The 25325-nt window shown below is 64.3% G+C and carries 11 protein-coding genes and 1 pseudogene; 5 read left to right on the top strand and 7 right to left on the bottom strand.

The genetic code is table 11. The features are described 5' to 3' along the window. On the top strand, positions 1-2424 hold a 2424-nt coding region (locus I4J89_RS47185; protein WP_196420787.1), incomplete at its 5' end, for a putative Ig domain-containing protein. A 137-nt stretch (positions 2425-2561) separates the two neighbouring features. Then, on the top strand, positions 2562-4376 hold the full coding sequence (locus I4J89_RS47180; RefSeq protein WP_196420786.1) for a NucA/NucB deoxyribonuclease domain-containing protein: 1815 nt from the start codon (positions 2562-2564) through the stop codon (positions 4374-4376). 61 nt (positions 4377-4437) lie between these two features. Here the strand turns inward: I4J89_RS47180 and I4J89_RS47175 are convergent, their stop codons facing one another. Beyond that, positions 4438-4833, bottom strand: coding sequence for a hypothetical protein (locus I4J89_RS47175; RefSeq protein ID WP_196420785.1), 396 nt, complete (start codon positions 4831-4833; stop codon positions 4438-4440). A gap of 469 nt (positions 4834-5302) precedes the next feature. On the opposite strand from I4J89_RS47175, the gene I4J89_RS47170 reads away from it, so the two are divergent. Together I4J89_RS47170 and I4J89_RS47165 are read left to right on the top strand one after the other, a co-directional pair. Further along, complete coding sequence (locus tag I4J89_RS47170; protein ID WP_196420784.1) at positions 5303-5710, top strand: fasciclin domain-containing protein; 408 nt, start codon at positions 5303-5305, stop codon at positions 5708-5710. Between the two features lie 482 nt (positions 5711-6192). Further along, positions 6193-6603, top strand: a complete 411-nt coding sequence (locus tag I4J89_RS47165; RefSeq protein ID WP_196420783.1) for a hypothetical protein — start codon at positions 6193-6195, stop codon at positions 6601-6603. 736 nt (positions 6604-7339) lie between these two features. Here the strand turns inward: I4J89_RS47165 and I4J89_RS47160 are convergent. From I4J89_RS47160 to I4J89_RS47150, 3 genes are all read right to left on the bottom strand, one after another. Next, positions 7340-7591, bottom strand: a complete 252-nt coding sequence (locus tag I4J89_RS47160; RefSeq protein WP_196420782.1) for a hypothetical protein — start codon at positions 7589-7591, stop codon at positions 7340-7342. Between the two features lie 197 nt (positions 7592-7788). Beyond that, positions 7789-14622: a polymorphic toxin-type HINT domain-containing protein gene (locus I4J89_RS47155; protein WP_196420781.1), complete on the bottom strand. Its 6834-nt coding sequence runs from the start codon at positions 14620-14622 to the stop codon at positions 7789-7791. A 53-nt stretch (positions 14623-14675) separates the two neighbouring features. Continuing rightward, entirely contained in the window at positions 14676-21053 is a 6378-nt protein-coding gene (locus tag I4J89_RS47150) for an NIDO-like domain-containing protein (protein WP_230860785.1), read from the bottom strand. Positions 21054-21697: 644 nt separating this feature from the next. On the opposite strand from I4J89_RS47150, the gene I4J89_RS47145 reads away from it, so the two are divergent. After that, positions 21698-22318 (top strand): hypothetical protein, encoded by a 621-nt coding sequence (locus I4J89_RS47145; protein ID WP_196420780.1) that lies wholly within the window; start codon positions 21698-21700, stop codon positions 22316-22318. 505 nt (positions 22319-22823) lie between these two features. Here the strand turns inward: I4J89_RS47145 and I4J89_RS47140 are convergent. From I4J89_RS47140 to I4J89_RS50635, 3 genes and pseudogenes are all read right to left on the bottom strand, one after another. Next, positions 22824-23270, bottom strand: coding sequence for a prepilin peptidase (locus tag I4J89_RS47140; protein WP_196420779.1), 447 nt, complete (start codon positions 23268-23270; stop codon positions 22824-22826). A gap of 405 nt (positions 23271-23675) precedes the next feature. Beyond that, on the bottom strand, positions 23676-24494 hold the full coding sequence (locus I4J89_RS47135) for an SAM-dependent methyltransferase (protein WP_309238789.1): 819 nt from the start codon (positions 24492-24494) through the stop codon (positions 23676-23678). 123 nt (positions 24495-24617) lie between these two features. Next, positions 24618-24866, bottom strand: a pseudogene (locus tag I4J89_RS50635) (winged helix-turn-helix transcriptional regulator); the annotation flags it as partial. Positions 24867-25325 lie beyond the last annotated feature (459 nt).

Raw genomic sequence — 25325 nt, 5'->3', positions numbered from 1 at the left:
CCGACGGGTGTGACGGCGCGGGCGGAGGGTCCGCAGACGGTGCACCTGGCCTGGGCGGAGGTCCCCGGCGCGGCCGGCTACTACATCCACCGCAACGAGCAGGTGGTCAAGAAGACCATCGGCACCTGGCCGGCCTACATCGACCGGCAGCTCGAGGGCGTCACCACCTACCGGTACCAGATCAGCGCCTACGACGCCGACGGCGACATCTCCCCGCTCAGCGCCATCGCCACCGCGACCACCGAGCCGGCACCGGCCGCACCGGTCAACTACGCCCGCTGCGCCGCCGCCGACGGCAAACCCGGCTGCACCTACACCGCCAGCATCCCCGCCGACGCCGCCTACCCGGACACCAACGGTGGCGAGCTCACCGACGGCGTGCACGGCACCGCCGGCTACGGCCCGGCCTGGCAGGGCCGCAACAACGTCAGCGTCTACTCCTTCACCGTCGACCTCGGCGCCAACCGGCCCATCACCGAGATCAACAGCAGCTGGCTGCAGGCCATCAACGACTTCACCGTCCTGCCGCCCTCGATCACCTACCTGATCTCCACCGACGGCATCACCTTCCACCACGCCGCCTACATCGACCGGCCCGCAGTCAGCAGCGCCAACCAAACCGTCACCTACCGCGCCATCAGCCTGAACACCACCGCCCGCTACATCAAAGCCGAACTCGACGGCAGCAACGTCTGGACCATGCCCGACGAAATCGAAGCCCGCGGCACCCAGCCCATCGGCCTCGACACTCCGACGGGTGTGACGGCGCGGGCGGAGGGTCCGCAGACGGTGCACCTGGCCTGGGCGGAGGTCCCCGGCGCGGCCGGCTACTACATCCACCGCAACGAGCAGGTGGTCAAGAAGACCATCGGCACCTGGCCGGCCTACATCGACCGGCAGCTCGAGGGCGTCACCACCTACCGGTACCAGATCAGCGCCTACGACGCCGACGGCGACATCTCCCCGCTCAGCGCCATCGCCACCGCGACCACCGAGCCGGCACCGGCCGCACCGGTCAACTACGCCCGCTGCGCCGCCGCCGACGGCAAACCCGGCTGCACCTACACCGCCAGCATCCCCGCCGACGCCGCCTACCCGGACACCAACGGTGGCGAGCTCACCGACGGCGTGCACGGCACCGCCGGCTACGGCCCGGCCTGGCAGGGCCGCAACAACGTCAGCGTCTACTCCTTCACCGTCGACCTCGGCGCCAACCGGCCCATCACCGAGATCAACAGCAGCTGGCTGCAGGCCATCAACGACTTCACCGTCCTGCCGCCCTCGATCACCTACCTGATCTCCACCGACGGCATCACCTTCCACCACGCCGCCTACATCGACCGGCCCGCAGTCAGCAGCGCCAACCAAACCGTCACCTACCGCGCCATCAGCCTGAACACCACCGCCCGCTACATCAAAGCCGAACTCGACGGCAGCAACGTCTGGACCATGCCCGACGAAATCGAAGCCCGCGGGCCGACAGCCACCGGTGCCTTGACGCTGACCAATCCCGGCGCTCAGGCAGGCAGCGTCACCGTCGAGGAGAACAGGCCGATGGACGCCACCGGCGGCAGCCAGCCCTACCGGTGGACCGCTACCAACCTCCCGGCGGGACTTACCATCGACGCCGACACCGGAGTCATCGCGGGCACCCCCACCGTCCTTGACACCAGAACTGCAACCGTGACGGTGACCGACGCCGCCGGTGTCAGCCGCACCGCAACCTTCACCTGGGCAATCGCCACTCCCGTAACCATCGACCACGACGTCTCGCTGTTCGCAACGATCGGACAGGAGACGAACATCCCGCTGCGGGCCTCGGGAGGAGTCGGCTCGTACCGATGGTCAGCGGGGGGACTGCCTGCGGGCCTCACGATGAACGCGGCAACCGGTGTGATCACTGGCCGCGCGGCGGACATGCTCGAAGAGTCTACGACCGTGTCCGTAACCCTGACTGCCACCGACAGCGCCGGCCGGTATACCACCTGGGACACCTGGTTCCATGTCACGCAGCGCGTGATCGTGGATCTGCAGCGGGACCTTCCACGCAACAAGGAAGTCCACGTCTCCGCGCAAGACGTCGGTTCCTACGTCGTCCAGGTCGTCGATCTGACCGCTGGCAAAGTCCTCCCTGTCACAAACCTCCCAAACCGCACCGCCTTGCTGGACTACAAGGCAACCGGAGCCCATACCTTCATTGCCCGCATCTCCCGAGAAGACGGAAGCGACGTACAAGCCACCGGTCGAAGGTCTTCGATTTCTCGAAAGTCGGACCAATTGAGTGGGGCGACCTCTGGCAAACCCAGCTCGGCTACGAAGTCATCTACCCGCACGAGAGTGAGGCGGTTTCCTCCGTACTCGTGCACGCCATGTCGACGAGGTACCTCACCAGCTCACCCGAATCACTCGAGATCGAGGACATAACGACTGGTAAGGTGCTCAACAGCTGCGGTGTCGGCGCCGACTGCTGGGTCACAATTCCTCGGAGCCTTGCCAGTCATGACTTCAGAGTCACGATAGCCACCTATAGCAACGGAATCCGAAATGTCCACCCTGACTGGATGGGCGACGCGTATATCATCGGGAAGATCGACTTCGATGCGGCCTGGATCAGCTTGACTCCGCTTCATCGTGCCGGCACGAACGGGGAGCGGGACACCTGGTCCTTCAGCGTGAATACGAATCGGTTCCCGAGGAATGAAGTGTTTCAACCGGATCATCACTATATGTGGGTCTACGACGCCACTACGGGCCGCTCCCTCGGCGGCTGCCAGTCGTACGGCTTCAACGATCAATGGACAAGGAGCTATCACTACCAGGAAAACGGTGCCGAGGCCTTGAGCGAGGACTGGCGTGCGGGTGCGATGCCAGCCTGGCATCACTGCTCCGTACAAGCTCCATATGACTTCGACCCGACCCACCGCGTCGAGGCAAGGCTAGGCAGGAAGTACCCGTCCATGGTGCTCGCCAGGTCCGGTGAGATCCTCCCGACCGACGAGCAGCCGACTTACAAGGTCCTTTCGTACGTCATAGCGGATCCGGATCTGGTGAAACAGCCGGAAACAGTCGCCCAGGAACTGAAGCAGTACGGGAATCTCGACCGGCTCGGAGTCAAGCCGGCAGCTGGCAACAAACCTTCCGAGATCGTCCGACCTGAAACTCTCGCGCTGATGAGCGCTACGCAGCAGGAGCCCGACTCTTATGTGATCGACTCTGGCCGTTACCCTGGCTCTGGACAGCAGCCGGAGGATCGTTATAACTACATTGAATTGGGCGAGTGCAGGTCAACCGACGCGGCAATCCGCAACGTAGGGTGGATCAAGAATCGTTACTCTTACTGTCAGCGGCACCTCATAGCCGGCTCAGTGATCGAATGCAGATTCCGTGGATGCTCGTTCAGCAGTTTCCTCGCGAATAGCACCGTCATCGGGTACGGAAAACGTGGGTCCTACCGTGACACTGCGGGTGACCGGTGGGCACAGTTTACGGTAAGCATTCAGATGCTGGAGGCAAGCGGCGTTTACAACAACGTCGGTACCCGCCTAACGACTAGGATGGGTTGCGAGGGCGATTATAAAGGTAGCGGGCCGGATTCGGAGGCCTGCCACGGCGGCGGTGCCAGTGAGGTCACCAAATCACTGACCGCATGGACCGTTGACCATACCGCAACCCTAGACCTGGTTTCTGAGGCCCAGGCCCCTGACGCCTCTCGTGGCGAACAGTTGGCAACTGGGGTTTTCCGGGTGGACTACGACTTCGACTTTCCCCAGCCATGGATAATTGACTTCGGCGCAGCGTCCAGCCCGGAAGGAGGAATGCGCTTCGACAGTGCCTGGTATCTGGCGCCCACAAGCCCGAATGACCAACTCGGTTCGGTGTTCGACCGCGCTATGCCCGGTTTGGGGTACTCAATAGCCGACGACGTTGTCCGAGGCGTGGCGGTACACCTGCTCGAAGCAGAAACGGAGCCGGAGAAGACGTCCCCTACGAAACCTGGAAAAAGCCTTCCTGGGTTTTCACCCAGCAACCCACTGCGCCGGCTGGCCCAAGCCAAGGGCCAGTATCAGAACGAGCGCTACCGGGCGAACGACTCCGAACGCGTCAGTTACTGCAGAAGCGTCGAGTTTACGAGCCGCAGACCAGAACCGACCACGGAAAATCCCAACTATGACTGCGACGAGTACCCTTTCCGCTCAACATACGAAGGCGCAGGCCGCTATCGGTTCGAGGGCACCGATGGTGAGTACAAGAATTCCTACTCGGTGAAATGGGTGAACAGGACACAGAATCAATCCGCGGGCGGACGCCTAGGACGTTGGTACCTGGAGGAGCGCATCCTTGACGAGGACAAGTTCTTCATGCAGATCACGCCCTGAGATCAAGTTGTGACGTTGGTGAGGTTCCCGGGCTGAATGGAATCAATCGGTTCCGGGGACCTCACTCCGCAGGTTCCGAGCCTGCGTCCGCGACCCAGAACTGAACGAGAGCGAATGCCTGCGGTTTCACGACTTCGAAGTCATGCGTTCCGGCACGCCAGGCCAACCGCACATGATAGTGCCCTGAGCCCTCAACATTGAAGACGTCTTGCTGCGCACTCGTAAATTCGTAAACTGCGATCCGACCCGAAGGCAGATATAGCACAATATCTTCATTGATCGGCCAGTCCGCCGAATCGAGCGGCGGCGGCGGGCCGTTCCATAACTCGAAGTAGAAACGTGCCAGATAGATATCTTCTTGCGACTCCAAAAGCACTCGCGAGGTACCTACGCTGATCCACGGGTGACCGATCGAGTTGGGCAGCGGCAAATACTCATCGACCTCGCCGTCGGACACGCCGACTAGACGATAAGCGACAGAGGCGTCGACCTCAGCGCTGGCCAACATTGAAGACACTTGACAGACTCCAATCCTCAAAATTTGCTAGCACCCACCAAAGAAGCGATCTTCCGCTCACGTGCGCCAGGTCCGTGTCTGTCCCACTATGGTATACCCCTCACCGCTACGCCGGGATACACTATTTGACTTAAGGGCTGGTACACGCTGGCATTGGCGAGGTGGAGGTCAGCCTGTACAGCCCGGACATCATCTCGGCTGCGACTCGAAAAAGGAGAAGACGATGCAGCCTCGAAAGGGCTTGTTGCCCACGGCCCTTGCCTCGACCCTGCTACTCGCCGGTTGCGGGATTGCCGTTCCGCGCGTAGAGACTTCGCCTGCAGCGCCCACTCCGCCTTCAGCCTCGGAGCCGGAAAGCGACTGCTCAGACGCCCCGGCAGACGCAACGAGCCCAGCTAGCCTCCGATCGATGGCGGCCAAGCCAGTGGGATCAGCCATCGCCGACAACCGGGGAGTCTCGATGATGGGCTCCGCTTTAGAGAAGGCCGGCCTGGTGGACACTCTCAATGCAGCATCGTCGTGGACGGTCTTCGTGCCTAGCAACGGAGCCTTCGCGAGGATGCCTGAGGAGCAACTGGTAGCAATAGCGGGAGACCGCGAGAGAATGACGCTTCTACTAAGAAATCACATTGTTGCCGGGCGGCTTTCATCCGAGCAGATCTCCGGAACTCACAATACCCTAGCTGGCAGCAAGGTTACCGTGACTGACGACAAGGGAACGACGATCGTAAATTCAATCGCCAGGGTCGTCTGTGCGAACGTGAAGACAACGAACGCAGCCGTCTACTTTATCGATACGGTGCTGACACCGAGCTAAGCTCGCAGGTCACGCGGAGCCACGGCTAACCTCTGGCTCGCACCGTTCGAGCTGGCGGCACCTTCATCGACATACCGGGGCAGAATCACGGCGTTCTCGCAGATTGGCGTGGTCGCGCCGGGTGAGGTGATGCAGATCGACACGACCCCTTTGGACGTGATGATGCTGCTGGACGAGGGCGTAACCGCACGAGTGAACTGACCGCGCTGGTCGACATCGGCACGAGGTCGATCACCACGGCGGTGTTACCGCCGTCGACCAAGGCGGTCGACACGTCGGTGTTGCTGGCCCGGTCGGTGACCGCCGAGCCGATGCGTCCCGGCTAAAGCGACGCGCTACGGATGGCGGCCTCGGTGCTGCCGCATCAGCGGCTGGTCGACATCGACGCCCGTTGCAGCACGCGGCGGCCCGCCCGGTCATCGTCCCAGAGACGATTGTCTATGACCACGGCAAGGCGTTCATCTCGGACACGTTCGGGCGTCGTGCCGGTTCTGGGCATCTATCTGCAGCCGGCCACGCTGTTCGCCCAGTATCTTGCCGGCTATGTTGGCCGTAGGGTCGAGCATCGCGGCCGCGACATCGGCGAGTGCCGGCGCTGGAAGCGGCGGGAAGTGCAGGACCTGCTCGACGAGTGGATCGTCACGGTCTGGCAGAGCCGGCCTCATGACGGGCTCCGGGATCCGCCGCCGCCGGGCCGGGCGTTCACTCCGAACGAGAAGTGCGCGACGCTGATCGAGGTCGCCGGCTACACGCCGATCGCGTCGAAACCCGACGACTACGTCGAGTCGCTTCCCGCGAAGTGGCAGGCGATCACCGCATCCGGAGTCCGGATCGGCCGGCGCGCCGACGACGCCCGGGACCTGCTGAGCGGGCCATTACGCCATCCAACTTAGAACCGGGCTTCTGGCGTTGACCTTCGACCGGGCTGGTGCCGTCGCTCATAGCGGCGGATTGCCGTTTGAACAGAACGACGCGGTTGAACAGGGCAAGATTTTGTACGGTGTGCCGTCGACTCAAACCGAGAGCAGGGTCGGGGACTGCGGCGAGTCAGGCTGACCACGCGGCTCCGGAGAGCGCCCGGTAAGAGCCGCCACTGACATTTGGACGAGATTCTCTTAACCGCGGCGTTCATCTATCAGCGAAGTCTGGGCCTGGTGGCAGGCGAACATCAGCCCCGCATCTCTCGGGACTCTTTGCGCGCGTTCGTCACCTCTGTTCACAAGTGCGGAGCCTACGGCCGGGAACACCCTCGTTTCTCTCTCTGCCTTACACCATAAGTGTCATTCCGCAGCGCCTGAGTGCTCTCCAGCTCAGCCTGCGACAGTGCGGCGGTTTTACGCGACACGTAGAGCACCGCGACGCTCCACCCACGGCTGATGGCGGGCCTCGACAGTTTGCAGGTCGAAGCGCCGACCCTGATCACGAGCGCCGATAATCCCGCTTAAGATTCGTTCGCCGATACTGCCCGTCTTCCCGAACAGCGGAACAGCAAGGAAGGCCTGAATCACATCCCTGCGAATCAGGCCCCCCAAAATTCATGCGCTCAGAAGGATAGGATCGGAACCCAGGAGCCCAATCCGTCAAACAGCACGGCTGCACCGCTGGAGCGCCGAACATCGTGAAGCGAGATCATTCCGAACTTCCAGCAGAGTTGAGAGCCCGCTCCCATTCACCAATCAGGGTTTCACGTAGTCCGAAGTCCATTCGACCAGACTCGACGGTGCCATTCAATTCTCCTGCGTACTCGACTTGGAAGGAGACGCCATTCTGCTCGGATATTCGACAGACTTCGCCAAGTAATTCTTTGACCTCCTCCAGGTGGGCCCTGTCCACTTGCGGATCGAGCTCCTCGCCCCAAGGCGGCCGCGCCGTGTAAAGCATGAGCCCGAACCCTATCCAGCGAGTGCCCTGTTCATCGTTCTGATCAAGAAGTCGGGGTGGGCCTAGAACCCACGCTCGCCGGTCAGCAAGCTGCTGGGCCGACGCCCGCATCACACTAACGACCGGTACGGACACCTCTCCCTCTAGCGCAACGACAAGTCGGTCGATGGGATGTTCTTCTCGCATTGCGACTTCCCCTAACCCGTACAACCCGGACCGCCAGGATTGTAACGAGTCCCTCCCGGCTGATGAGCAGCGTGATGACGGCTGGTCGGAAGCGGAACAGTGATCTTGTGCCCGGCAATATGATGCATTGTGATTTTCTCCCCAATCAGATTTGCGTCACCGGGGAAGAACCTGACCCACTGCGCATCAACTTTGGGCACGAGATTGTGCTGGATCTTCCACCTGTTCCCTTTACTCAGGATGTCCTTGTAGATGGGATCCCTATCCCAGATAGCCATCTGCCGCTTCCAGTCGCCCGGGTTGTCCCGCGTGAATCCCTCTCTCGTTGTGTTATCACCGTCGTTGTGTACCAGGATCGGCGTATTTCCCGCCACCACATAGTAGGTGTGAAGGTTCTTGACGGTGAGGTTGTACATGTAGCTCGGGCCGAACACCGGTGCGACGTTGGTGACCGTGACGGTTCCGGCAGCGATGGTTTCCAGCTGGTGTCCGGTTTCGAGGTCGGATGCATCAATCCAAATATCGAGTGTCGCATCCCAAAAGGGGTGGTCTGCGGTGGTGTGGACGACGCTCTTTTTTCCATGGTCGCCGACGATCTGAACATCGACGAGTTGCATGTCGAGGTTCTTGTGCAGGACGGTGACTTCCTCCGCGCGTGTCTCTCCGGTGAGCGGGTCGGTTGCGAAGACCTTGTCGCCGAGTTGGATTTCACCGATCGGCTTGATGCTGCCGTCTCCCATGATCACCGGCGTGTCCGCCCGGAAGCTGTTTCCGGCGGCGGCTTGGGCGCCCTGCTGCGCCGTGCAGGCCCTGATTGCTTGTCCGCCGTCACCGCGTAGGGCGGCGCGGATCAGTGCCAAGGGCACTGAGGTTGCTCCGCCGAAGAGCAGGGCGTCGCCGACGTCGTGGTTGAGGGTGGTGCCCAGGGACGGTCCGCTCGCCATTGTTTGCAGGCCGGCATCGCCTATGCAGGCCATGCTGTTGCCGCACTGCATCTCGATCGCGATGCCTTCCGGCGAGGCGCCGTTTCTCAGCTGGTCGAGCCAGCCGGCGCACAGGTCGGGTCTCATGCGGCAGGCGGCCCCGATCGGAGTCCTGGGGTCGGGTTGCGGCACCGACATGATGGCGATCATGACGACGCGGAGGTTCTCGGTTTGCAGGCTTACGCCCTGTTCGCAGGCGTTGGCGGAGCTGCAGCCGGTTGCACCTCCTCCTGTTCCTCCGCTGGTGGTGCTGCCGCCGCCATTTCCGCCGCCTCCGCTGGTGCCGTCGCAGGTCGGGCAGGGGATGCCGCCGCCGCCGCTGTCGCTGCCGTCGCCGGTGTATCCGTCTTGCATGTCCGGCGTCCCCATCAGGCCAGTGGGGTCGCTGATAGTAATGGGGGTGTTGGAGGCGTAGGAGTAGCCGTTCCACTGTTGCGGATCGCCAAGGTCCTGCAGCGGGTCGACGGAGATGAAGCGGCCGTTGGTGGGGTCGTATTCGCGGGCGCCGAGGTGGGTGAGGCCGGTGTTGTCGTTGGTGCCGCCGACGTATCCGCGGTTGTTGGGCCACGCTCCTGCGGGGGTGCCCCGCGGTGTTCCGTAGGGGGTTTGCCGTCGGGTGGTCGCTTGTTGGTTGGCGGCGTTGATTGCGGTGCTGGCGGTGCCTTGGTGGTCTGCGGACAACCAGGTAAGGCCCGTACTGGTACGGGAGCCGATGGTGGCGCCGGCGTGGCTGTAGTAGCGGGTGCAGCTGGTGGTGGCGGTGCCCTTGTTGTAGCGAAGTTCTTGGCCGGGCAGGTAGAGGGTGCTGCCGGTGGCGTCGCGTTGGACGAGGCGGTTGCCGTCGGCGTCGTAGATGTATGTGGTGGTGCCGGTGTTGTCCGTGACCGTGTCGATGTGGCCTTCGGCGTCCCAGGTGAGAGTCTGGGTGCCGGCGGATGCGGTGGGCCGGGTCAGGGTGTTGCCGGTGGCGTCGTACGTGTAGCTGCCGGTCCGGGCGCCGGTGGTGCTGGTCACCGCATGCGGGCGAACGCTGGTGGCGCCCGAGGCGGGGTACTGGTACGTGGTGGTGTTGTCGCCAGAGGCGGTGTGGATTGTCTCTTCGGTGCGGTTGCCGATGGTGTCGAGTTTCCAGCTGTGCCAGTACGGGGCCGGCCCGCCCAACGCCGAGGCGGATGGTGTGGCAGCGCAGTCGCCGCTGGCGGGTGTCCAAGCTTCGGTGAGTCGGCGCAGGTTGTCGTAGGTGAAGCATTGGGTGTCGTCGACGGTCTCGGGTGCAGCATCGGCGATCTTGGTGATGTTGCCGGCGTTGTCGTACTGGTAGGTGGTGTCGGTCACAATGTAGGGGGCGACGGAGTCTCTATCGGTGCGGATGCCGGTGAGCCGGCCGGTTTCGAGTTCGCGGGTGAACTTGGTGTAGACCCTGCCGCCGTCGCCGGTTCCGGTGTGGAGCTTGATCTGGTCGATCTGGCCGAGTGCGTTGTAGTCAGTGCCGGTGACATACGCCTGGTTGGTGCTGCCGTAGAGGCTGTCGACGGTGGTCGGCTGCCCGTAGTCGTCGTAGGCGAAGGTAAGCGTCTCGGGCTGTAGGCCGCTGTTGAGGCCGGGAATGTTGGTCGATTTGACCGAGCCGTCGAGGTTGTAGGTGGTGTTGTAGTGGTAGATGCCGTCGAGGCCGGTTTCGGTTTCAGGGATGATGATCTCGATGTTGCCGGGCTGGTAGTTGTCGTTGTAGTCCAAGATCCGAGTCTGGTACCCGACTGACCCGACGAACCGGGTGGATGTCGACAGCTGGCCCTTGGCGATGGTGTCGTAGATCCACTGGGCGCGCAGGATGCCGCCGACTTCGTTATCGAAGGCGTCGGTCTTGCGGCCGAGCGCGTCGTAGTCGTAGGCGATCTTCTTGCCGCGGGCGTCCTTTGAGGTGAGGATGTTGCCGGCGTTGTCGTAGGTGTACTCGGTGCTCCCGCGGTCGGGGTCGTCGACCTTGACTTGCCGACCGCGGACGTCGTACGTGTAGCCCCAGTCGTTCCCTTCGTCGTCGATGACCTGGGTTTGGTAGCCGCGCGCATCGAATTTGTACTTGGTGCTGACCCAGCTACCCCCCGTGCGGGGGGTGGGTGCGGGGCCGTCGTATTGCCTCAGTTCGACGGTCCGGCCACGGGCGTCGCTCACGGTAGAGGCTGCAGTACCGCCCGCGGGTGGGGTGATGTCGGTGCGATCGCCGCCGTAGGCCGTGGTGGTACGCCACCGTTCACGGCCGTAAGGCTGGAAGACGTCAGCGACTGTTCGGCTGGCGCCGTCGTAGACGGTGCGGGTTTGGGTCGGCACGGACGCTTGGTCGGTGGTGGCCAAAAGGGTTGTGCCGGGGTCGCCGCTGGCGTGGTAGGCCCCGAAGGTCAGGAACTGTCGGCCGGCGGTGTCGTAGAACGACTCGGTGACGATGCGTCCGCCGGACGGTGACAATGATGGCGCTTGTGTCTGCCGTTGCCGGAGGAGCCCGTCGTAGAGCGTGTAGGAGGTGACGTAGTTGCCAGCGGCGTTGAGTGCCGAGGTGGAGACCACCGACGGGGCGTTGGTGTTTAGCGCATAGCTGTATTTCACGTTCGGGGTGTCGGTGCCCTTGGTCCGTCCGGGCAGCCACACGGCGACTACCCGGCCCAGAGGGTCGAATTCGAGATCAGTGCGTTTGCCGTTGGGATCGACGGACGCGATCGTGGTGCCTCGCCCGGGTTCGATAGTGGTTCTGGCCTCGTGATCAAGGGGGTTCTTGACCAGCGTCGAGGTGACCGGGCCATCCTGGGCGGGCGTGTAGGTCGTCGTTGTCGTCTCACCGAGGGCGTCGGTGACGGAGGTCGGCCGACCGTGGACGTCGAAGGCGGTCTTGCCGGTCACCGTGAAGGTGGGCGTCCCGTTGTTCCAGGCGGACATCGTCTGCACCTGGGTGGCGAGACCCCGGGGCGGGGCGACTTCAAATGCCTTGTCGTCGTAGAGGGTACGGGTCTCCCCGATGACTTGCGCTTCGGTAAGGGTTCCGGTGGTGGCGGAGCATTTCACCGCGTACGACTGGACGCGGTGGGCCCGGTTCATGATCCACGCGGTGATGTTGCGTGGGGTGTAGTCGGTCTTGGTGCACTGTTCGTCGCCGTCGACACCGTCCTGGCCCAAGTCGTCGACCTGGGCCACCATGCCGTACTCGTCGAAGGTATTGACCGTCTTTGTCACCCGCTCGCCGCGGTTGCCGTCAAGGGTGACGTGGTGGGTGGTCGATGCGACTCCGGTGAACCGAGCAGTCACGGTGTCGCCGTTGATCGTGCGCGTGGCTGTCTCTGCTGACGCCCACGGGGTGTAGCGCGTCTTGGACACGACTGCGCCACCCGGGCCATTGAAAATGGCGGTTTCGCGGGTCTGGCCGGCGAACCAGTCGTGGTCGGTGATCCCGTCGACGGTCACGGTTTTGGTGCCCCCGTTGTCGTCGAGCCGGTCACCGTTCATACCGCGGAAGTAGCGGGTCTCGGTATACGTCTGCTCGCCGGCGTCACCGACTGTGACACCGACACGGCCGTAGCCGCGGTAGCTCGACCAGGTCTTGTATTTTCTCTTAATCAGCCCGTCGTCGTCGGTGTAGTGCCAGGCCGCACCGTCGTAGTAGTCGTACTTGTAGACGATGCGCTGGCTGCCTGCGGGCGGTGCCCCGCCGGTGTTGTCGTTTTCGTAGACGGTGGTGACTACGTATTTGTTGAACCAGTCTTCGACCGGAGTGTCGCGGCCGTCCGGGATCCATTTGACCGGGTAGCAGCGGCTGGTGTTGGTGGCCGGGTCGGGGGTTTGGCCGGGCTGGCAGTCCTGGGCCGAGTACACGACGGTGGTCGAGCCGCCGGTTTCGGTGCGGATGTCGTTGATGCGCATCCAGTTCATCGCCTCGGCGAAGTCACCGGTCCGGTCCACCCGGTTCGGCAGTTGGGTCGGGGTGAACTCCACGTACGGAGTCTTGGCGCTACCGCCGACCAGACCTTCGTGGGAGATCTTCGACAGCCACAGGCCGGCGCGGGTGCCGTCACCCGGATCCGGGAAGCCGTGCGTGAAGGTCCATCGATCGACGTCGCGGTAAGTGGTGCCGTTGCGGACCTGTGTGGTGACGCTGGCCAGCCGTTGGGTCGACCAGAACGTCGGCGAGAAGTTGTCCTCGCAGGAGGCGCCGGTGCATTCGGTGTCCCATGGCACGTCGGGCCAGCGGGTCGCGTTGTGGGTGTCGCAGTTGCTAAGGCAGCGGTCCGCGTAGTCGAAGTCGACGCGCATCGGGGCGAGGGTCCGGTGTACCGATTCCATGCCGCTGATCTTGCGGGTGCCGTAGTCGATGCGGTCGAGCCAGGCTTCGCGGTCGTAGTCGGCGGCGTCGGCGGCGTCGAGGTTGCGGCCGTACTTGTTGGTCTTCTTCTCGTACCAGTACGACATCGAGTTACCGGACGTATCGATGACGTAGTCGAGGTTCCATCGCCAGGCCTGCTTGCAGTCGGAGTCGGCGAAGGCGGTGGCATGGCACGGCTCGGCCGGGTCGTTGCCGAACACCGGGACGGTGAGCACTGAGTTGGTCAACGGTTTGCCGGTGGTCCAGCCGACGAGCCGGTTGATGCCGAACCAGTACTGCACGCCGTCGGTGGTGGTGAGCACCCAGTGTTCGCCGTCGTTGTCGCCGTTGGTGGCGCCGGTCTTGCGTTCTATCTTGCTGCCGTCGTCGCTGCGCAGGTGCCACAACTTCTCGGTGCTGTTGTAGATCAGTTCACCAGAGTGCCCGGCAAGCGACAGGGTGGCGTTGTAGGTCTCCCAGCACAGGTCGCCGGTCTTCTTGTCGTTGTTCGCCGAGCCGTTCATGTCCTGGGCGCAGGACTGATAGCGGCGCTCGATGTAGCCACCGGCGGCTTCCTCGAAACCTTCCCCGACCCGGGACGGCTGGTTGTTGGAGGCGGCGTGGCGGCCGTCGACCGACTGTGACGAGTAGGACAGTTTGACCTCGGGTGCCGGACCGCCCAGTGACGGTGGAACCTTCATCGGGTAGTTCCAGGTGAAGGCGCCGGAGTTGCCGCCGGCCGACCAGGTCGATGACGCGTTCAGGGTGGTCGCCGAGTAGTCGCCGGCCGGGCCGGCCGCTGCAGCGGTGGTCGCCACCAGCGTCGGGGCGCTGGAGACTGCGACGTCTGCCGACAGGGTCTGTGTCGCCACGTCGTTGTCTGAGGCCAGCGGCGTGCCCTCACACCCGGTCTTTTGCGGTGTGGTCAGTGCGCAGGCGGGCAGAGAGACCAGGCGCAGCCGGCTCGACCAGTCCGCCCCGTACGCGGTCGCGAATGACTGGTAGTCGAGGGTGACCTTGGTTGTGCCTGCTGCGGTGACACCGTCTGCCCGGCCCAGGCGCATTAGCACCCCGCGGACGCCGGCGCGGTCGGTGGTCTTGCGGTCCAGTATTTCCACCAGGACGCTGGACGGGGCAGGCTGCGCGGACCGGGCTTTGGCTGACTTCGCCGGTTGCTCGATCCGCACCGGCAGCATGTCGGCTTGTACGGCGGGGGCACCCGGCGCGGGCATGTCGATGGTTTCGCCCGCTGCCTGCGGCCAGGTAGGCGCTGGCCGGGCTGACGCCTGCGGCGGCTGTTTGCCCTTCGCCGCTGGGGTGATCTTCGCGGCCTTCACGGGCACCGTCGGGACCGGCTTGGCGGCCTGCGGCTTGTAGGGCGCAGGTTGGGCGGCCATGGCGGGCGCGTGGCCCAGCCCGAGGACCAGGGTGACAGCGAGACTCGCCGCTACGGCGATGCGCGGCTGGGACAGCAGTCTTCTCGCCGGCGGCGCGCTGGCGGGTGGGGACGACGTCATCTGCTGCTCCGGTGAATCAAAAGGGGTGGGGGACGCGGGTTGAGGCAGGCGGGTCATGCGGTGACCGGCTCGAAGCGCAGGGCGACGTCGGGGCGCAGGGCGGTGAGCCGGTCGGCGTAGAGGAGCGCGCCGCCGTCCTTGCTGCGCAGGCCGATGGTGGCGGCGCCGCCGCTGCGAGTGAACGTGGTGTCGGTGTCCGGGTAGACGTAGCTGAAGCCGCCGGCCTCGTGGAGGATCACCTGGAAGGTGAGGCGTGTGTCGGGGTCGGTGTGGTGCCGCACGTCGCGCCACTCGACGACGTACTGCCGGTTCGGTGCGGTGCCCCGGACGGCGGCGCGGATGCTGGACTGGTCATCCGCTTCCCAGTCGCCGCGGAACGGGTGCAGCACGGCGTTGGCGAAGTCGAGGCTGCCTTCGGTACCGACTGACATGCTGGTGTGGGTCTGCCCGTAGACCTGTACCGGGAACGGCAGGTCTACCGTCGTCCAGGTGTTGTAGCCGCGGGTCAGGTGGGTGTCGGCGTCGAGCGGCGTGTAGGTGGTCTCGGTCTCGGTGATGGTGTAGCCGCTGCCTTGCGCTGTGGCTTGCAGGTTGAAGTCGGTCGGTTGCAGGCTTTCACCAGCCAGTATGGGTCGCGTTGTTGTTCCGGCGCAGTCGCCGGCCGCGACCGTGACCAGCGCGGTTTGGGTCTTGGCGGGGATGTCGCCGAGGAAGTACTCGCCGTCGTGCGAGGTCGTGGTGCTCTGCCCGGTGACCGCCACGGTGGCGGAATCGACCGGCTCGCCGGCGCAGGTGACCCTGCCGTTGATATAGCCGGTCTCGAATCCCCTGGGCGTGTAGTGCACGCCAGAACCGTCGGTGAGCAGGTCGGCGCTGTACAGGTATTGGAAGGCGACGGTTCCGCCCGGGTTTTCGATGCCGACGGTGGCTTCGGCGCCGCGCTCGATTGGGTTGTCGTCGATGCCGTCGTAGGCGAACGTGATGCCGCCGTCCTCGTCGAAGATGGCCTCGAAGGAGACGCGGACGCCGTCGTTGCCGTACCAGGCGACGTTGCGCCATTCGACGAGCCATTGCCGGTTGGGGGCGGTGCCGCTGACCTTGGTGGCGATGGCCGCTGAGCTGTCGACGACCCAGTCACCCCAGAACGGGTAGATCGCGGCGTTCGGGGTGCCGTCCTCGGCCTCGTACGGGATCGGGGTTCGGTCCGGGCTGGTGGCCCCTTCCGGGCTGAGGGTGAGGAAGCCGTTGCTGCTGATCCACGGCTTGGTCGTGGACTCGCCGTACAGCTTGATCGGGAACGGAGCGGTGGCCTGCCACATCTCGTCGTCGCCCGTCCAGGACTGTACGGTGTCGCCGGCGACGAACGCCTGCGCGGCGTTCGTGCAGTGGTAGAAGGGGTCGGCGTCGTTGTTCAGCGATAGGTCACTCTTCGCGTCGCCGCTGGTCTTGAACACCTCGGCGGCCGCGTACTGGCCCATGCAGCGCTCACCTTCGGGTGAGGCGAGCACATAGTAGGCGCCGGGTGTGACGTTGGTGAACTGGTAGCTGCCGTCAGCGCCGGTGGTCACCGTCTGGCCACCCGGGTTGAGGGTGATCGTGGTGCCGGCGAGCGGTGTGGTGGTGACCGCCTCGGTCAGCACGCCGCTGATCGCCCCGGTGACGGCGGGGGTGTAGGTGATCGAACTGTTCGCGGTCAGCGCCGGTTCCCGTTCGGAGTAGTACGCCGACGCACGGAACGACATGGCCACCATGCCCACCGTCGCGGTGCTGCCTTTCTGCAGGTCGCTTGACATGGCCCCGTAGTGGTAGGCGACCCGGCCGTCCTCGTGCAGGATCACCTCGAACGTGGTGCGCTCGCCGGTGCCGTTGAACAGTGCGTTGCGCCACTCGATCACATAGGACCGGTTGGGTGCGGTGCCCCGCGAGGTGGTGAGGATGCTGGCCGGTTCGTCGATGCGCAAATCGCTCCAGAGCGGCGTCAGGTAGCCGCCGCCGATGCCGACCCAGCCGTTGGTCGACACGGTCGCGTAGTTGGCCGAGCGTCCGTAGAACGGCATGGAGAACGGCAGGTAGACGTCGGTTTCCACGTCGTCACCGGTCAGCCATGTCGGGGTGTCGGCCGCCACGTAGCCGGAGGCCCCGACCGTGCAGGCGTAGCCCATCTCGCCATAGTCCGGGCCGAACTTGAGGTCACGAACCGTGTCAGCGGACAGGTCGACGACGCTTTCCGCCCTGACTCCGCAACGACCGGCTTGCCGGCTGGTCACGGTGTAGCTGTCGGCGACCAGGCCGAAGAAGGCGTAGCTGCCGTCGGTGGCCGTGGTGGTGCTCAGCCCGCTCGGGTCCAGCGTCACCGTCGCCCCGGCCACCGCAGTACCAGCATTGTTGGTCAGTTTGCCGGTCAGGTTGTGCACTTCCAGCGGGTCCCCGCTTGCGCGGCTGAACACGATTGCCTTGCCGTTACTCAACACCGGGTCTCCGGTCGAGTACTCCAAGCTGGCCTCACCGGTCGGCGACTCGATCCCGACGGCGGCGTTGTCGCCCTGCTCGGCGGCGTTGTCGAGGCCGGTGTAGTTGGTGGTGATCGTGCCGTCCATGCCGAGAGTGACCGACAAGCTGAGCCGCTGTGCGGCGTTGTCCTTACGGTGCACGTTGTTCCACTCGATCAGCACCTGCTGTGTCGCCCCGGAGCCGGTGACTGCCGTGCGCACGCTTGCCGCCGAGTCCACCACCAGGTTGTCCCAGAACGGGGCGATAACCCCGTTGGGTGCTGCGACCGCGCCCAGCTTCGCGCTTCCGGTGTGTGGGTACGACACGCACGGGTCGGTGAAGGTGATCAGGCCGTTCGTGTCGACGCACACCTCCCGAGCCGGGCTGCCGTAGAACGGGAATGCGAACGGCAGCGTGAGCTTCGTGGCCGCGTCGTCACCGGTCAGCGGCAACACGGTGGTTCCGGTGGCGAATGCCGTAGTGCGTTCCGTACAGAGGTGGCCGGCTTCGGTACCGACCCGCCGGATCTTGACCTGGATCTCGATGCCATGTTTGCCGACCAGGAAGGTCTGGAGTCCGGCCATGCCGCACCGGCCACCGAAGCTGGCGCGGATGTCATAGGTGTTGACCGGCAGCTCCGGGAAGTTGTAGATGCCGTCGGCGTCGGACGTCGCGGTGTAGCCACCGGGTGTGAGCGTGACCACGGCTCCGGCAACGGGTCGCCCATCGTCATCGACGACCGGGCCGAACAGACTGGCCGCCGCGAGTACCTGAAAGCTCCGCTGGTTTGTTGGGCCGGTCCCGATTGCGTCCTGTGAGGCGAAGAACAGTTGCCGCTCACCGCGGCTCGTTCCGACGGGGACGTTCACTGTCGCGGCCCCGCCGGCTGTCCCGGCGTTTACCGTGTTGTCCAGGGTGTTCCCGTCGACGCTGTACCGGAACTTGGTGACGTTGGTGTCACCTGCGGCGTCAAAAGTGACTTTGAGGGTGCCGTTCTGGGCGACCTCAACCCCGTCCGGGAAGGTGATCGCCGGCTGCAGCGGCTTGGCGAGATCAACGAACGTGTCCGGCTTCATGGCGGAGCTAAATACTTGGACGTCATCGACCACGCCGTTGAAGTAGCCGCTATCGACGCCGTTCCACTTGCGCTTACCGATGGTGACCGGACCGGTCGCGTTGAACACGGTGGCGGCCGTGGCGGTAGCCGTCTGCGCCACCCCGTTGACGTACAGGGTCAACTTCTTGGTCGCCGAGTCGTAGACACCGGCAAGATGAGTCCATTTGCCCGCGACCGCCGCGCCGTTCGAGACCGCCGAGTACGTCGTGGCGTTGTCGGCGTCAGCACCGGTCATGGTGAACCGCCACTTGCCATCGCTCTGGGCGTTGCCGAGGGAGTAGGCGAAGACACGGTTACCGCCGGCAGCGACTGCGGTGTTCTGCCCGGTGCCAGTCGCCGTGGACGCGAGTTTGACTCGAGCTGTCACCGTGAAATTCGCGTCCGTGCGAACGGCGATCGCCGCTCCGGTGCTGGCGTGCGGGTAGGTGAGCACCGAACTGGTAGCCGCGGAACCGGACGTCCCGTTCAGCGAGAGCGCACTGCCGTCATTGCCGCGACCGGCGGTACGGGTTGCCCCGCTGAGGTTGAGGGTGTTGCCGTGCTGCGTGGTGTCGGCAGCTGTTGCGGGGTTCTCAGTGTCGTCGAAGTCCCATGCCGCAGCCGGACCCGATCCGTGCAGCACGGTGAACGTGTATGTGACCTCGGCAGACGTACGGCCAGCGGGGTCAACAGACCAGACACGTAACGTTTTGAGGCCGTCGGTCGTCGGTTTCCAGCCGGAGATCGTCCCGCTGTAGTCAGTGGTGTTGACCGGTACCGTCGGAGCGTTCAGCTTCACGCCGCTGTCGAACGTCCACGCGTACTTATAGAGATCTTTCTTACGTTTGGCGGCCTCGTCAGCTGATAGACCGCTGAAGTCGGGTGGAAGAATCTTGAAGTTGCCGGGATAGCCCACGCCGCCGCTGGGCTCGCTCGACGAGTAGTCCGTCGAGCTGATCCCGCTGGGTGCCGAGGGATTCGTCGCATCAACCGCGAACTCGCACGTCCCCGACCAGGTCTTCATCGTGGTGGCGGTAGTGGGTGGGCCATCGAGGGTCTGTGCCTGCCACCGGTAGATGCCACCATCGACGAGCGCCGGCAGCGTTCCGGTCACGGGCTTGCCGTTGCCGTTCTTCTGCGACACGAACACTTTGTCGTTGCGGGTCGAGGTGGTGGGCCACCAGTGGAAGTTTGTCGTCAAGTCCTGCTGGTTCTGGTCCTGAACCTTGTCGGGGTCGCTTTGGGTTCCGGTGAGTTGGATACCCGTCGTCCGGGTCACATACGGGCGGGCGGAACCGTTAACGCAGTCCTTGGCGTCCGACTTCATTCCCGTCAGCGGATTCGGCGCCTGGTTGTAGGTGACCGACAGCCTCGCCGTTGAATGCTTGAACCGCTTCCACTGGTTCTTCGTGCTTTCGTCGATCGCCTTCAGACCGAGGGTCACCGTGTCGGCGGAGTCGCTGACCATCTTGGTCACGTTGAATTCGACGTCGTTCGGCCCGTTGCACCCGTGGACAGCGCCGTATTTGTGGTTGGCGCTCGCCTCATCGGTGAGCGACCCGTACCACGTCGGCTGGTTTTTCCAGGTTGTGGCCGACGAGATCTCACCCGTCTTCCACACCTTCGCGTTACTCTTCGGGTTGCACGTCCACGACCAACGCTGCTCGATGTGGAACGTGGCTTTGAGCACCGCGCCCTTGACAGCGCTGGTGTTCAACCGGAAAAACGACCGGATGATGTGATCCGAGCATCCTTCGCAGTCCTCGGTCCGGCCCACCCCCGCAGCGCCCCTCACCGATCCGTCGGTCAGCGCCGTCGAGTTCTTCCAGAACGACTGCGTCGGATACTTACTCCACACCGACGTCCACGCCCCACCCGACAGATTGCCGCTCACCCCCGGATCGATGTATACGGGGAACTCCGTACGCGGATCGGCCAGCATCGCTTTGTTCGGCGTCAGCGTCACCGTCCCGTCGCCGAGCTTGATCGGCATCACCGCTCTGCGAACCGGATCGCCCTGCGTGCCCTCGCCCGACCGGCCCAGTTCCCTGGGCTCCTCCTTGGCAGGAGCCTTTCCAGATGCCGATGCGCTGGCTTGTGCTTCGACCGACGGAGTCGAATCCCACATCAGCGGCGCCGGCGCCGTGAACACCTCCGCCCCTGTGGCATCCGAGGCGGTGAGTCCCCCCGCCGCGCTCTTGCGAACCGTGACACCTTTGGTGTCCAGCCGGAACTTCAGCGCGGAAAGGTCCGAGTTCGCGGCAGCGTCACGAGTGTGCACCACCAACACCTCGGAGAAGCCGGTGGCCGAAGCGGTCACCTGCAGATCCACATCCGGCAACACATCCGGGTAAACCGCGGTGTCACCCTTGAGCTGCGGCTTCGGTAGCTTCTCGGGCCAGCGCAGCGCCAGCTCCCGGTCGCCGTCGACCAGTCGGCCGACCAGGGTGTCTCCACCACCGGAGAAGGTCATCGGCAGCACCGTTGCCCGCGGCACCACACCGGCGGACGTGCGCTTCAGCGTGGTATCCACCGACACCCAGGATTTGCCCCGACGCACCCGCTGCGGCTCGACACTCTGCTCCAGCGTCCGGGTTCCGTCGGCGTTGAGGAACACTTGCGACGACTCGGTGCGCTCCGAAAGGATCTCCACCGGACGTCTACAGACTTCGACCATCTTCTGTGCGGCGACCTCGTCGGCCTGCTCCAGCGCACACGCCGATGGCGCCGAGGGTGCGGCGGAAACCGGCGACGTTATTACGACTGTGGACAGCGCCGTAGTCATCAACGTCGCGGCGCCAGCGACTGCCATACGCTGGTAAAACGGCACACCGATAGCACGCATCGTCGATTCCCCGTGATCCGCAGAGCCAAATGTTCGAGCACTGTAGAGACGCAAGATCGCCGATGTAAAGCCCCTGCAGAGTGCCGCCGGAACGCCCGACATCACCGGCCGCAGTGTCGACCGAATCGCCTCACGCCTCCGAGATGCACTGCTCAGCCAACGCGGTAAGGGTGTCCCCACAGGGCCAGGTGCCGATGAAACTCTCACCCTCCGTGGTTGCGGATGATCATGATCGAACAAAGTCGCAAAAGCTATAGAACGGACTCGCCTGCCTTAACGTGGCGAACGCTGACATGCCCGACGGACTCCGTCTTCGAAAGGGCGACAACACCGGCATCAGCGACCCGCATCGCGGGATCCCGCCATCGCAGGATCGTCGTTGTTGGAGCGGTGCTGTCGACACTAGGTGCGCCTACGGCTTCACTCGGCCGGCTTCAGCCCTGAACTACCGTCAGCGACGTCGTGGCGCGCGAGGATCTGCGCCATCGGTCCTTCGACGTCCCCGCTGGACGCTGTGCGCGGAGCGTTCCTCCGCCCTCAACCCGGAGTGGCAGGGCTGTCCCAAATCCACGACCTGCTCGCGTATGGTGCTCGCACAAAATCGACAAACGGAGGCGCAAGTGCTTTCAAGATCGCGGTGGGCAGTGATCTCCGGGCTGCTCGTCACGCTGACCGCGGCTTGTACGAACGGTGCAGGTACGGCACCACAGGCTGCACCGTTATCGACTACTAGCCAGTCGCCGGGACGGACCTGGCAAGGGTTTTCCTCCGGATGCCCGACGCTGACTGCTCCGCCCTACGAACTGGTCGCGAACGGCAAGCGGACCAGCACCTATGTGTCACCCGGGGAGCAGAAACTCCTCGGCGAGGTAGTCCCCGGCGCTGCGTTAGACCAGACAACCTGTCAATACTCCGAGGCTGGCACGCTGTCGCCCAGCGCCGTGGCCAGCATCAAGATTTTCGCTCAGGAGACGGGCGCGATGCAGGCGACCGCCTGGTTCCAATCGGAGAAGTCGGCATCGAGCCGGCTGGGCGGCGGTGTCGACTTTGCCGACGTGCCGGGCCTAGCCGATGAGGCATTTGCCCTCTACCGCGAGCCCTCACTACGCCTTGCCGCCCGGTCGGGCAACGCCTACGTCTTCATCCAAGTCATGCCTGGCGAAAAGGCAAGTCGGAGCTTCGACAAACTTCAGCCACTCCAGCACCAGCTTCCCGCCCTCACTGCTGTCATGACAGACGTGCTCACCGGCCTCCAAGGACGATGAGCCCGTCCCCAAGCGGGATGGTTTTGATCGGGACAGATCATCCAGTCGCCGCGTGGGCTCCCCCGGGAGTGCGCTGCCCGCAACAAGTCAGGGTGCGCGAAATGCGAGGCTGCTACACCAGAGAGAACCAGTTCATAAATTTGGTCACTATTTGTCGCGTTTCGCCGGCGCCTTCGATCCACGCTTCCACATCCTCGGCCAGCCGGGCCTCGCCTTGGAAACAAGTGCGCCGCCGGCTTCGGGAAGTCTGCCCGACTGGTGATCTGGTAAGTCCGCTGCCGGGACACCCGGCCCGGCCGGACCCGAACCTCGTGCGCGCCCATAAGTTGGATCGACTTCACTGCCAAACCAATGACTATAGTCTTACGACTAGAGAGTTAGCAGCAGGTCGACTTCCAGGTTGAGCAGGTCGGCGAGCTGGTCCGGTCCTAGGCACCCTGGTCAACGCGGGGCGCTGGCGACGAACGCCGGATGCCCTCGCGGTGCGTCGTCGCGCAATACTGATCTATCCGCCCGCCACTATTGCCGCGATGATGGCCCCGCTCGCGAGAAAGGGTCCGAACGGAACCTCGGCGGACGCCTCGCTGGTTGGTCGTCTGCGCAAGATGAGGGCGAACGGGAATACGAGCACGTAGGCCAGTACCAGGCCGAGCACTAAGGCGTTCCCGTCGATGGTCCCCAGCGCGGCTCCGAGGACAGCCGCCAGACGAACGTCACCCCAACCGATCTTACCCGGCAGGGATAGGGCGATTAGCAGATAGAACCCGCCCAGACCGATGGCGCCCAGCAACGCGGCCAGCAACAGCATAGGTTGGCCGGCCAGTAGCGCAGCCGCAGATGCGCCGAGTGCTACTACCAGGCCAACGACGCGGACGATCCTCATCGGCAGCCGGCGTGCCGCGACGTCGATCAAGGAGAGCAACGTACTGGCCTGCACGACGAGCAGCCACATCACGAGCAGGGCGGTCTGCCCGGCCTCGGCATGGGGTAGCCGCCATGTCAGAGCCGCCGTTGCAGCGCCTGCGCACACGGATGCCGCCCACAAGGTGTGGGTTCCGGCACGGCAAAGCCGGCAGGGTCTGCCCAACCGGACCCAGCCGCGCCAGCCGGCGGCAAACAGCCGGTGGCATTCGGGGCAACCCGCGCGCGACGGTGGGTCGTCCGCTGCGAACCGGCACGCCACTCGTGGCCACAGGCCCGCGAATACGGTGTTGCACGCTGCAACACTTACGATCAGCGCAACGCTCGCTGTCATGGTCATCGCCGCCCTTGCACCGGCGACATGGTGGCTTCCGCACTCGGTCGGACGGCTTTGCGGCATGCAGGTTCGCCGATGACCTGATGTCGGGGTTGCACGCTATGGGAGCGTCCCGATTCGGGCGGTAGCCCCGTACCCGGCCGCCTCGGCCGCGGTGGGCCGAGGTCCGGGATCGGCGCGCCAGTCCGATAGCGACACGATTCCCGGATCGATCAGGTGCAGGCCTTCGAAAAACCGTGCCACTTCGGCTTCTGTGCGAGGGCGGAACGGCGGGCCGCTGTTCTGGTTCGCGGCGTCGAGCCGCGCGATCGTGTCTGGATCGAGTGGGTCATAGGTGACGTGCGAGAGCACGAGGTAGCTGCCGGCCGGCAAGGCGCTGACAAGACGCTTCACGATGGCGTACGGGTCGTCGTCGTCCGGGATGAAGTGCAGCAGTGCCACCATCAGAAGCGCCAACGGCTGAGACATGTCGAGCGTGTCGCGGACGGCCGGATCGTCGAGGATGCTTTCGGGGTTGCGTACGTCCGCCTCGATGTATGCGGTGGCGCCTTGCTCGGAGCTGTTCAGCAGGGCACGGGCGTGTGCGAGGACCAGGGGATCGTTGTCTACGTAGACGACCCGAGATTGCGGGGCGATGCGCTGGGCGACCTCGTGGACGTTGTCCGCGGTGGGCAGTCCGGTACCGATGTCCAGGAATTGACGGATGCCGGCTTCCGCCGTAAGCCACCGCACCGCCCGCTGCAGGAAGGCCCGGTTCTCTCTCGCTGCGGTCCGGATGTGCGGGAACACGGCAGCAATGGCCTCGCCTGCATCGCGATCCGCCTGAAAGTTGTCCTTACCGCCCAGCCAGTAGTTGTAACGACGCGCGGGATGAGGCACTGACGAGTTGATTGAGCCCGGTGCCTGCTCTTCAGGCACTTGCCGCCTCCTACTCGTGCTTCGATCGCTGTCCGTGTCCTTACGCCGGGCGGCCACGGCCGGGCCCTGGGCCGTCTCCGCGTCACTCAACGTGCTTTTTGGCGGCGGCGTAGATCCGGAGTCGCTGAGTTGATCAATAGCGGCAACAGCGGTGCGCCCGAGATCGGTCAGCGCCCAGGCACGTCGCCGGGTTTCCGGCAGATCGCGTTGTTCGATCAGACCAAGGCGCCGCAGATCGCGCAGTTCCGTACTCAGATAGCCGTCACCTGGCGTCTGCCCGCTCGCCTCCACCAACTTGGCCCGGATGGCGACGTACCGCTGGGGCCCTTGCGACAACGCACACAAGATGGGTGGTCGCCAAACATGGGTCAAGATCTCCCTGATGACCTCCGGGCGTAGATCGCTCAACGCAGCTACCCCATCCCCCGTACCAAGACCCCGCCGACCGCCAGTACGCGCCGGTCACGGGTCAACTACAAAGCGCAACGGAAGATCCATTCAGCCGGATATGGTCAGCAAAAGTCAAGGCGCTCGATGCGAAACATGAAAGCGTGTTGTCTTCCTCCTCCGACTTTCACGTCGCCCCCTAGCCAAGATCGTCCGATCTGCGAGCAACAACGCGCCCAGGAGCCACCACGTCCGGGTGCGGGCCAGTCAAGATCGCTTGGCCGCGGATCGATGCAGCACACGGCGAATACATCGCTGCTACGACGCATTCAGAACAACGCAACCACGGCGGCGCATTGTTGACGCCGTAGCGCCAGCGCTCCGCTTGCGGTAGACCAGATCGGGCACCGATCGAACAAGGTCACTAGACGGTGGGTGCCCACG

Source organism: Actinoplanes aureus (genome assembly GCF_015704865.1).
In the GTDB taxonomy this organism is placed as follows: Bacteria; Actinomycetota; Actinomycetes; order Mycobacteriales; family Micromonosporaceae; genus Actinoplanes; species Actinoplanes aureus.
Note: the sequence above shows the minus strand (reverse complement) of the source record. Positions and strands in the feature narration are given on the sequence as shown.